Here is a 652-nt window from a genome sequence, read left to right as displayed (position 1 = left end):
AGTTGGTCGCGCCAGTCCGGCGCGAAGTACGACGGCGGGTACACCAGGCTGGTCGACGACGTCGACACCACGTTGATGCCCGCCCGTAGCAGCCGCAGGTAGTCGGGCACCGCTGCGCCGTCGCGTTCGGGACCGCTCGCGGCGTAGACGACGGCGTCGGGCGCCAGCGCGATCAGCACGTCGGCATCGTCGGTGGCCGTCACGCCCAGCGGCCCGATGCCGGCCAGCTCACCGGCGTCCTTGCCGACCTTGTCGGGCGAATGCACCCACACGCCAACGAGTTCCAGGTCGGGTCGCCGGCGAATGGCGTCGATCGCGATCTTCCCGACTCCCCCGGTGGACCAGACCACTACGCGATGAGTCGTCATCCTGTTCCTCCTCGAGTGCGCGTGCCGAAAGGCGAGACGGCCGTTGCCTTTAAATCGCTAAGAAAGTGCACACTATCCTAAAGAACAAATCTTAGGTTAACCTGCAGCTGATGTACACGCTCAGGTTCGACACGCGTGCCCCGGCCCGGGCCGGGAGGCCCTGGCGAACCAGTAAGGAGAGTGCTCATGCGCATCGTCGTCTGGTCCACCGGGGGAGTCGGGAAGATCGCGATCGACGCCATTCGCCGGCGACCCGACCTGGAACTCGTTGGCGTGTGGGTGCA

General features: G+C 66.0%; 1 pseudogene. It reads right to left on the bottom strand.

Annotation, left to right across the window (positions count from 1 at the left end):
- Nucleotides 1-368, bottom strand: a pseudogene (locus A9X00_RS15870) (dihydrodipicolinate reductase); the annotation flags it as partial.
- Between the last annotated feature and the right edge of the window lie 284 nt (nucleotides 369-652).

Origin of the sequence: Mycobacterium sp. 1245805.9, from assembly GCF_001672915.1 — a bacterium.
Classification (GTDB): Bacteria; Actinomycetota; Actinomycetes; order Mycobacteriales; family Mycobacteriaceae; genus Mycobacterium.
The sequence above is the reverse complement of the archived record's forward strand: the minus strand, read 5'-3'. Positions and strand labels throughout refer to the sequence as shown.